At 35.5% G+C, this 10,910-nt stretch carries 8 protein-coding genes and 1 pseudogene; all 9 read left to right on the top strand.

What is annotated here, in order from left to right; genetic code table 11:
• Positions 1 to 5,419 (top strand): DNRLRE domain-containing protein (locus IAI10_RS06240; protein ID WP_315672426.1); only part of this gene is annotated, 5,419 nt, incomplete at its 5' end.
• 59 nt (positions 5,420 to 5,478) lie between these two features.
• Complete coding sequence (locus IAI10_RS06235) at positions 5,479 to 5,766, top strand: hypothetical protein (RefSeq protein WP_315672425.1); 288 nt, start codon at positions 5,479 to 5,481, stop codon at positions 5,764 to 5,766.
• A 223-nt stretch (positions 5,767 to 5,989) separates the two neighbouring features.
• Positions 5,990 to 6,457: a JAB domain-containing protein gene (locus IAI10_RS06230; RefSeq protein ID WP_315672424.1), complete on the top strand. Its 468-nt coding sequence runs from the start codon at positions 5,990 to 5,992 to the stop codon at positions 6,455 to 6,457.
• A gap of 54 nt (positions 6,458 to 6,511) precedes the next feature.
• Positions 6,512 to 6,709: a DUF960 family protein gene (locus IAI10_RS06225; RefSeq protein WP_315672423.1), complete on the top strand. Its 198-nt coding sequence runs from the start codon at positions 6,512 to 6,514 to the stop codon at positions 6,707 to 6,709.
• 85 nt (positions 6,710 to 6,794) lie between these two features.
• A complete protein-coding gene (locus IAI10_RS06220; RefSeq protein ID WP_315672422.1) occupies positions 6,795 to 8,150 on the top strand; it encodes an RHS repeat-associated core domain-containing protein in 1,356 nt (451 codons plus the stop codon).
• Positions 8,151 to 8,167: 17 nt separating this feature from the next.
• The gene (locus tag IAI10_RS06215; protein WP_315672421.1) at positions 8,168 to 8,551 is read left to right on the top strand and encodes a hypothetical protein; all 384 of its coding nucleotides are present in this window, start codon (positions 8,168 to 8,170) and stop codon (positions 8,549 to 8,551) included.
• Between the two features lie 131 nt (positions 8,552 to 8,682).
• A pseudogene (locus IAI10_RS06210) lies at positions 8,683 to 9,205 on the top strand (RadC family protein).
• Between the two features lie 54 nt (positions 9,206 to 9,259).
• Complete coding sequence (locus tag IAI10_RS06200) at positions 9,260 to 9,457, top strand: DUF960 family protein (protein WP_315672419.1); 198 nt, start codon at positions 9,260 to 9,262, stop codon at positions 9,455 to 9,457.
• An 85-nt stretch (positions 9,458 to 9,542) separates the two neighbouring features.
• Complete coding sequence (locus IAI10_RS06195) at positions 9,543 to 10,907, top strand: RHS repeat-associated core domain-containing protein (RefSeq protein WP_315672418.1); 1,365 nt, start codon at positions 9,543 to 9,545, stop codon at positions 10,905 to 10,907.
• Positions 10,908 to 10,910 lie beyond the last annotated feature (3 nt).

Raw genomic sequence — 10,910 nt, 5'->3', positions numbered from 1 at the left:
GACTGTAGAAAAAAACTCCTCCTCTGTTCAGTACAGCAATATATATACGGATACAGACCTTAGATACGATCTAATAGGAGATAAGGTTAAGGAGAACATAGTAATAAACAAGCCCCAGCAAAACGTGTCCTACAGCTTTAATTTGAATGCTAAAAACCTTATACCACAGCTTCAGAAGGATAACAGCATAATTTTTTATGACGACAAGGACAGTAAAAAAGCAGTATTTCAGATGCAGGCACCTAATATGTATGATGCAAAAGAAAGCCAAAGCGATGCTGTGAAGGTAAGCCTAGATAAAACGAAAAATGGTTACAATCTTACAGTGACTCCAGACAGCGACTGGCTAAGCAGCAGTGACAGGGTATATCCTGTAACAATAGATCCTCCAGTAGAGACTAATATTGATAGAGCAAAAATACAGGATACCTTTGTAAGCTCTATAGACACTGAAAATAAAGCAAACAATATATTGCTATATGCAGGTTTTTATAATAATCTTGGAATACACCGCAGCTATGTTAAATTTGACTTGCCTCAGCTAAGTTCATCGGATATGGTAATTAATGCTCAATTATCTTTAAATTGTTATGAACTATTTAATGGTGGAGGACAAGTAAACGTACATAAGGTACTGAGCGATTGGAACACAACGAATATAACTTGGGCTAACCAACCTGGATATAACTCAAGGATAGAAGATTATAATACACCAGTTGCAGGCCAATGGAGTGATTTTGATATAACCTCTATAGCAAAAGAGTGGTACAATAGCGGAAACAATTTTGGACTAATGCTTAAGGCTGACAATGAAAACAGCGGAGATGCAGCTTTCAGGTCAGCAGATACCACTGATGCAAATGCAAGACCAAGAGCCTATATAGATTATGTAAGCAATACTGGACTTGAAAGCTATTGGACCTATCACAGCCAAGATGTAGGAAGAGCAGGGACAGGATATGTAAATGATTATAATGGAAACTTGGTTTTTACTGAAACGGATTTGGCACTATCCGGCAGCAGAGCTCCTGTAGGTATAAACCATGTCTATAGCAGCAATGACAAAGACTTTAATATAGGCTATGGAGATGGCTGGAGATTAAATTATAGCCAAAGATTTGAATATAGCACCATAGGAGGAGTTCCCTACTACGTATATACGGATGATGATGGAACTAGACATTACTTCAAATACGATGCATCCTCCAATGAAATTAAGGATGAGTTAAATTTAGGCTTAACTCTAATAAAGGAAGGCAACAGCACCTATACTATAAAGGATAAAAACAATAATGCAGTTAATTTCTGGGGAGTAGGAGATATAAGGTACATTGTAGATAAGGATGGAAATGCAGTAAACTTTTATTATGGGAATGCTTCCAATGGAACCAGGATACTTACCTCACTAGTAGATGGAGGAGGAAGAACCACAAGTCTTGATTATAACGCTGTGGGCGGTCTTTTGGGAATAACAGATCCTGCAGGCAGAAGAACCTCCTATCAATACACTAACGGAAAGCTTACCAGCATAAATTATCCTGATGGAAAGGCTACTACCTATCAATATGATGGCAATGGAAATCTAGTTAATGCTATAAATAACGATGGAATAAGAATGAGCTATGAATACTATGCTGCACCTGCCTATAGAGTAAAAAAGGTAATAGAAAGCAGTATTAGAGATGGTAAGCTAGGTGAAGAATTAAATTTATCCTATGGAAACAATAAAACCTCCTTTACAGATTCAAAGGGAAAAACAGAGGTTTATGAATTTGATGACAGCGGAAAAACCGTGGATATACAAGATTCTTCGGGAAATGCAGAATACTACAAATATGATGATAACAATAAAACTAAGCTTGGGGAAGAATCAAAGCTGCAAGGAAGTGTAAACAATCTATTATTAAATCAAGGAATAGAATATGATAGAAACTGGTTAAATTCCAGCGATGGGGGTCAAGGAAGCACTAGCTTAACCGCAGAAGATAAGTATGAAGGAGATAGAAGTATAAAAATAGCAAAAACAGATAATGTATTAAGACATTATGTGCAGCAAATAGTAACAATTCAGCCAGGAAAGACTTATACTGCTTCTGCCTATATTAAAACAGTGAATGTAAGCAATCAGAATATTGATGGGGGAGCTTATCTTGCAGCCTTCTGCCAAGATAAGAATGGAAGCTTCATTGGGGCAAAGACAGAAAGCATAACAGGAAGCAATGACTGGAAAAGAGTGGAGGTTACCTTTAACGTTCCGCAGGATACTGCCAGCAGACAAATAGTGATAAGAGCTGCGCTGCAATATGAAACAGGTACAGCATATTTTGATGATTTCCAGCTAGAGGAAGGAACTATAGCAAACAGGTTTAATATGGTAGAAAACGGTGACTTCTCTGGTACTTCAGGAATACCTTTTGGTTGGACAGCAGAAGGAAATTGTAATGCAGCAGATACTATAGTTGCTGAAGGCTCGCCCCTGCACCCTAAAAACTTTGATACCAGTGTATTTAGAATAGTTGGAGATGCAGTTACTTCAAAGAGAATAGCTCAAAGCATAGACATTAAAGGAAATGCAGGAGATTCATATGTGTTAAGCGGCTGGGCAAAGGGTGAATCTGTACCGTTAAGCAACGAAAAAAATAGATATTTTGCTGTACATATAGCCTTTTTGAATCAAGGTACTCCTGTTCAATTCGATGTAGTGCCCTTTAATGAGGATTGCTCCGATTGGCAGTATGCATCAAAGGCTGTAGTAGCAAAAGCAGCCTATACCAGCGTAAAGGTTTATGTTATATATTATAACAATGCTAATAGTGCATATTTTGATGGAATACAGCTATATAAAGAAAACTTTAGTCAAAGCTATCAGTATGACGCTAAAGGAAATGTAATATCTACGGTAGATTTAGCAAAGCAAAACTCAAAATTTGATTATGACACTAATAATAATCTTATAAAAGCTACAGATGCAAAAGGAAATGAATTTAAGTATACCTATGATGGAAATCATAATCTTATAACAGCAACTTCTGCGCAAAATGTAGTATACTCCTTTACCTATGACAAATATGGAAATCCTCTGACCTCAAAGGTAGGAGACAGCAGCTTATTTATACAAGCCTCTGCCAGCTATACTGCCAGCGGAAACTATATAAGCTCTATGACAGACAGCTTAGGAAATACTATAAATTATGGTTATGATGAAAACAAAGGCACACTGAATACCGAGACAGATCCAAAGGGGAAGACAACCACTTATACCTATGATGGAATGGATAGGTTAATAGGTACCTCTAAAACAGCAGATGGAGTAGCAGTTTCTAACCAATACAGCTACAAGGATGATAAGATAGACAGCATAGGACATAACGGCTTTTCCTATAATTTTGCCTATGACTCCTTAGGGAATAATACAGGAGTTTCCGTAGGAAATCAAAATCTTATAACAAACAGCTACGAGGACAGAACAGGAAAGCTATTAAGTTCCAGCTATGGAAATGGACAGAGCATTAATAACCAATATGATGATTTAGATAGAGTAATAGCAAGAGGCTATAACGGAGCTACACGATATACCTATAGCTATGACAGCGCAGGAAATCTAGGCTACAAGGAAGATTTGGCTAATGGAAAGAAGTATAGATATGTGTATGACAATGCAGATAGACTTACAGAAGTAAATGATGGAGAAGGAGATTCCCTAACCTATGGGTATGATAACAATAATAATACAAATAGTGTAATAGATAAGATTAAAAATATAAACTATGTTACAAAATATGCCTTTGATAAGGATAATAGATTAACAGAAGTTGATATGAATTCAGGGGCAAAGGTTTTAAAAACCTATGACAGCATAGGAAGAATCTCAAATAGCAGCATAAGCACAGGCCAAACAAGCTATAATGTGGGCTATGCATACAAAGCTGGAGCAGCAGGCTCTAGTTCCACAAAATTAAAGACTATAACCAATAATGGAAGCAGCCTAGACTATGACTATGATGCCAATGGAAATATAGTAAGCATAGTTCAAAACGGCAAAACCATAAGCTACAGCTACAACGAGCTAAACGAGCTTATAAGAGAAGACAATGGAGTGCTGAATAAGAGCATAACCTACAGCTACGATGCAGGTGGAAATATACAGACAAAGACCGAGTATGCTTATACCACAGGAAGCTTAGGAACAGCCACAGCCACTCACAGCTATACTTATGGAAACAGCAACTGGAAGGATGAGCTTACAGCCTATGATGGAAAGGCAATAACCTATGACGCTATCGGAAATCCGTTAACCTATGCAGGCTACAGCTACAGCTGGGAGCAGGGAAGACAACTATCAGGCATCACAGGCAATGGCTTAACTGCAAGCTATAAGTATGATGACAGTGGCATAAGAACTCAAAAGACAGTAAATGGAGTAACCACAAACTACCACTTAGTTGGCAGCGATGTAACTTATGAAGACAACGGTACGGATAAAATATATTATACTTATGACAGTGCAGGAAAGCTTGTATCCATGAACCTAAATGGTGTAGAATACTACTATATAAGAAATGGACAAAGTGACATAATTGGACTATTTGATAAGACAGGAGCACAGGTAGTAAGCTATACCTATGATACATGGGGAAAGCTAGTGTCCATAGATGGAAGTCTTAAGGATACAGTAGGAGTGAAGAATCCATATAGGTACAGGGGATATAGATATGATACAGAGACTGGTTTGTACTACTTGCAATCAAGATATTACAATCCTGATTGGGGAAGATTTATAAATGCGGATGCTATAGCAGGAAGCTTAGGAGAGTTACTAGGACATAATCTGTTTGCTTATTGTAAAAATAGTCCTGTGAATGGATATGATGCAGATGGATTCAGAATGGTTATGGACCCAGATAGTAGCGTTGGGGTATATAATTATAATAATTGGGCGGCTCAGCAGGCGAGGATAGCAGCGGCACAAAAAGATAATAATGGCGGATCAAAGGAAACTAAAATTGATGATAAACCTGTTTTTGTAGGTAGAAAGATAGTGACCAATTATGGTTATGGAGTTAGTAAGTCCGAAACAAAAATGTACTTTGATAGCAAGTCAGCTGCTGAATTATATCTTTATAAATTAAATGCTGGTGCTAGCTATGATAATGGCAAGGATGCTATTATAGGAGCTATCCTTGATAAGAGTAAGGGACTTATTACAAAAGAAATATCACATAGTAATTATATTTTTACACTTTTCGGTGCAGAGATGACGCTAGTTGACCAAGCTAACAAATCTATGTTCTTTAAAACTATTAACCAAATTAATAGTGCCAATTCACAACTAATTTGTTTAACAGAAACCCATATAGATAATGCTGGCGATAATGGTTTTGACTATACTGGGAATTACTATATAGTTGGTACTTATTAATAACTTGATTTTTACTTATAAAGTTGAAAATGAAAAAGTAATATTAAGGGAGTGGATGTATGAAAAAGATACAAATTAAATCCATATTAGGTATAAACATAATATTTTCCTTTGCTCTTTTAAGTTCATGTGCAGATTTTTTGTATAAATTTAATAGTGTTATTATTTTCGTTTCGAATTCTAGCGGAATAGAAGATATTAAAAATAATGTTTATTCTTTGATAATTGTAACGAAAGATGATACATACAATATTATAAATATACCACTTATTATGACAACATTTATATTATTATTTAATGTATGTGCCTATGTAACTAATTACTTTAAAAACAGAACTGATTCTTGAATATAAATATTTATTAAAGTCAAGAATATAAAAACAAAGCTTAAGGTTATAAAAATTACTGAAAAGTATATTGTAGCTAACTAAAAAATTAATAAAAAGTATTATTTAGAGAATTTAGTAATTTAAGTAATTACTAATAAAAGAAATTTACTGCATAATTAGAATTAGGTAGTAAAATAAAAAAATAGATTCCACCACGCTCAAAATATGGTGGAATTTTTTATTGTCATTAATTGAGGATATTATAGGAGAGATTATAATTACGGGAAATATAAAAATCAAAATGATTAAGGAATCAAGCATACTCTATAGAAACCGAAGGGTAAATTCACCTAATGATGCATATGAGCTTGTGAAGGAGTTTTTAGAAGGCACTGACAGGGAACAGCTTATAGTATGTTCCTTGGATACAAAGAATCAGCCAACCACAATTAATGTTGTCAGCATAGGCACTTTTAATAGTTCTTTAGTTCATCCAAGGGAGCTATTCAAGCCAGTAATCTTAAGCGATGCAGCTTCCATCATAGTAAGCCATTTCAATCCAAGCGGAGACCATTCCACTTCTTCAGAGGATATTAATATTACAAACAGAATAAAAGAATGCGGAAAGCTATTAGGCATTGATTTACTAGACCACATTATCATTGGTGATGATAGGTATATAAGCCTAAAAGAAAAAGGTGTTGTATAAAATAAATAAAAAAAATATGGGGTTTTCCCATACTTTGAAAGGTGGCTAATATTTATGTTTAAAGGTATTAAATATGTGACAAATGGTATTACGGAAGCAGTTCCAGAGTTCTTGCAAAATTTTCTGTGGTATACAATAGAAATTATGGAGGTGAAAGAAAAAGATTATTTACAAGTATTTGAGTTACCTGGGATTACTCAAGACGGAATTAAAAAGCAAAAGATTATACATTTTCAAGAAAAACAGCTATGATGCCAATGGAAATATAGTAAGCATAGTTCAAAACGGCAAAACCATAGGCTACAGTTACAACTAGCTTATAAGGGAAGACAATGGAGTGGTGAATAAGAGCATAACCTACAGTTATGATGCAGGTGGAAATATACAGACAAAGACCGAGTATGCTTATACCACAGGAAGCTTAGGAACAGCCACAGCCACTCACAGCTATACTTATGGAAACAGCAACTGGAAGGATGAGCTTACAGCCTATGATGGAAAGGCAATAACCTATGACGCTATCGGAAATCCGTTAACCTATGCAGGCTACAGCTACAGCTGGGAGCAGGGAAGACAACTATCAGGCATCACAGGCAATGGCTTAACTGCAAGCTATAAGTATGATGACAGTGGCATAAGAACTCAAAAGACAGTAAATGGAGTAACCACAAACTACCACTTAGTTGGCAGCGATGTAACTTATGAAGACAACGGTACGGATAAAATATATTATACTTATGACAGTCATGGAAGTCTTGTATCTATGAATCTAAATGGTGTAGAATACTACTATATAAGAAATGGACAAAGTGACATAATTGGACTATTTGATAAGACAGGAGCACAGGTAGTAAGCTACACTTACGATACTTGGGGAAAATTAGTATCCATAGATGGAAGCCTTAAGGATTCAGTAGGAGTGAAGAATCCATATAGGTACAGAGGCTATAGATATGATACAGAGACAGGCTTATACTATTTGCAGAGTAGATACTACAATCCTGATTGGGGAAGGTTTATAAATGCGGATGCTATAGCAGGAAGTGTTGGGGAGTTACTTGGACATAATCTGTTTGATTATTGTAAAAACAATCCTGCAAGTGGAAAAGATCCTGATGGCTTTAGAATGGTTGGTTCAGAACCAGATGAATGTGCTGGCAGTGGAAGTGGAATTGCTGTATCAGCAGCCGCAACAGGAGCTTATTCTGGACCTAGCCAAAATGATTATAAATCAGGTAGTGGAGATACTGTCGTAGGAAAAATAATACACACAAATGTTCCACTTACAACTACATGGACTCAGTGGAATGAAAAAGCAAAAAGCAATGGAGTTAGTCATTCTACAAGAAGACAAGTGCTGAGAAGCGAATTCAATAGTCAAAAGACAGTACCTGTGCCTATAAATGGAATGAGAGGACCACTAGCAAGTTATGGTAGCCGTATCGGAATAATAACAACAATAGTCTATCTTCAATCTTTACATAAAAATTATTCTGATTATAAAAATTCTGGTATGGTCACAGTATATACAGCAGATGGGATAGATACAATTTCAATCTTTGGAGGAGCAGCTGCAATTGCATTTATACCAGAAGAAACACCAATATTAATCGCTGGAGGACTTGCCATAGGGACATCATGGGCTGTAGGCTCAATAGCTGGCGAGATAAAAAAGCTAATATTTGGTAAATAAAATTAGGAGGCAAATATATGAGAGTTCATAAAAAAAATACAGTTATAACAGTATTATTTATTACTGGAGTTATTTTATACTCAATGTTTGGGAATATAATACCAGATATACTTAATTATATAGTTATTGGATTAGTGCCGCTAGCTTTTATATGGGTATTTAAAAGATATGGTGGATTGCCTAAAAAGGGATATAAACTTGCTTTATCAGGATTTTCATGTTTTGCATTAAGTATATATCTTACTATAATAGCTGGTATAATTGAAAGCAAATACCCATATATATATAATAAATATAGAGTTACCATGGGTATAATAATACTTATTCCGTTCGTAGGTACGGCTACATTATTAACAATTCATAGGATAATTTATTATGACAATAAAAATAATAGATTGTAGTAAATTTAATATAAAAAATTAACTAAAAATCCCATCATATGCTTTGTGATGGGATTTTTAGTTGTTATTAAATAAATATGTTGAAAATTTTAGTTATACAAGTATAAAAATCAAAACATGGAGGAATAGAAATGATTAAATATGATTATAGTACTAAAAAAGAAGGTAAAAACAGTGCTTCTAAGGAGCATAGAATCAATAATGTTTCTAAAAATCTAAGTAGTAAAAGAGTTGATATAGTATCCATAAAAATGATTAAGGAATCAAGCATATGCTATAGAAACCGAAGGGTAAATTCACCTAATGATGCATATGAGCTTGTTAAGGAGTTTTTAGAAGGCTCTGACAGGGAACAGCTTATAGTATGCTCCTTAGATACAAAGAATCAGCCAACAACAATTAACGTTGTTAGCGTAGGCACGCTTAACAGTTCTTTAGTGCATCCGAGGGAGCTATTCAAGCCAGTAATCCTAATGCAGCTTCCATCATAGTAAGCCATAATCATCCAAGCGGAGACCTTCTCCTTCCTCAGAGGATATTAATATTACAAACAGAATAAAAGAATGTGGAAAGCTATTGGGCATTGATTTACTAGACCATATTATTATTGGTGATGATAGGTATATCAGCCTAAAAGAAAAAGGTGTTGTATAAAATAAATAAAAAAAATATGGGGTTTTCCCATACTTTGAAAGGTGGATAATATTTATGTTTAAAGGTATTAAATATGTGACAAAGGGCATTACAGAAGCAGTTCCAGAGTTCCTACAAAATTTTCTATGGTATACAATAGAAATTATGGAGGTGAAAGAAAAAGACTATTTACAAGTATTTGAATTATCTGAGATTACTCAAGATGGAGTTAAAAAGCAAAAGATTATACATTTTCAAGAAAAACAGCTATGATGCCAATGGAAATATAGTAAGCATAGTTCAAAACGGCAAAACCATAGGCTACAGTTACAACTAGCTTATAAGGGAAGACAATGGAGTGGTGAATAAGAGCATAACCTACAGTTATGATGCAGGTGGAAATATACAGACAAAGACCGAGTATGCTTATACCACAGGAAGCTTAGGAACAGCCACAGCCACTCACAGCTATACTTATGGAAACAGCAACTGGAAGGATGAGCTTACAGCCTATGATGGAAAGGCAATAACCTATGACGCTATCGGAAATCCGTTAACCTATGCAGGCTACAGCTACAGCTGGGAGCAGGGAAGACAGCTTTCAGGCATCACAGGCAATGGCTTAACTGCAAGCTATAAGTATGATGACAGCGGCATAAGAACCCAGAAGACAGTAAATGGAGTAACCACAAACTACCACTTAGTAGGCAGTGATGTAACTTATGAAGACAACGGTACGGATAAAATATATCATACTTATGACAGTGCAGGTACTCTTGTATCCATGAATCTAAATGGTGTAGAATACTACTATATAAGAAATGGACAAGGAGACATCATAGGACTCTTTGACAAGGCAGGAGCTACAGTTGCTTCCTATACCTACGATACCTGGGGAAAGCTTATATCAATAAAAGATGGCAGTGGAGCTGATATAACAAACAATACAGCAAGTGTAGGCTATAAGAATCCATATAGATACAGAGGCTACAGATACGATACTGAAACAGGCTTATACTATTTGCAGAGTAGATACTACAATTCTGATTGGGGAAGATTTATAAATGCGGATGGAGATATAGGAGTTCAAGGAAATTTGCTATCTCATAACTTATTTGCATATTGCAAGAATAATCCTGCAAATGGTGTGGACTCAGAAGGATTTAGTGCGCTTAGTGTTTTTGGATGGATTATTGATGCTGGTGAAGCTGTTATAGGTGATATTAATCCTTTTTCACTTGGAATACAAATAGGTAATGAATTTTTTCCGATGGACAGCTACTCAACAGCAAGTGATGATACTTTAGGAAATGGAATTGTTGGAGGAGCTCAAATAGGCGGAGGCGTTGATATTGCAGCTAATATTTATTTTGCATCAGCAGGAAGGTCAGGTAGTAGTGGTGGTAATTCAGGTGGAAATTCCAATAATAGCAGTGGTAAATATCCTAAAGATAAGAAATCAAAGAAAGCTGTTATTAAAACTGCAAGGTTTAAAAATGAAGGAGAAGCCAGAGCTGTTGCAAGAACAAAAGTAGGCAAAAATCCTGTAAAGACTGAAGATTATAAGCTTAGAAGTATTAATGGAAAAAGTCAGTATCGAGCTAAGCCAAGTGACATTTTAGGAGAACATGGCGAGGGACCGCATATTCATTTAGAAAGATTAAATCCTGATACAGGTGAAGTAGAAGAAAACTGGCACTTTTATTGGGACAATGGAAGGTGATAA

The organism is Clostridium sp. 19966 (assembly GCF_032335695.1).
In the GTDB taxonomy this organism is placed as follows: Bacteria; Bacillota; Clostridia; order Clostridiales; family Clostridiaceae; genus JACTOJ01.
This window is presented reverse-complemented; position numbering and strand designations above follow the sequence as displayed.

Excerpts from the sequence above, each read along its gene's own strand:
- IAI10_RS06235 (WP_315672425.1), top strand. The coding sequence starts at position 5,479 with ATGAAAAAGATACAAATTAAATCCATATTAGGTATAAACATAATATTT.
- IAI10_RS06215 (WP_315672421.1), top strand. The coding sequence starts at position 8,168 with ATGAGAGTTCATAAAAAAAATACAGTTATAACAGTATTATTTATTACT.
- IAI10_RS06200 (WP_315672419.1), top strand. The coding sequence starts at position 9,260 with ATGTTTAAAGGTATTAAATATGTGACAAAGGGCATTACAGAAGCAGTT.
- IAI10_RS06225 (WP_315672423.1), top strand. The coding sequence starts at position 6,512 with ATGTTTAAAGGTATTAAATATGTGACAAATGGTATTACGGAAGCAGTT.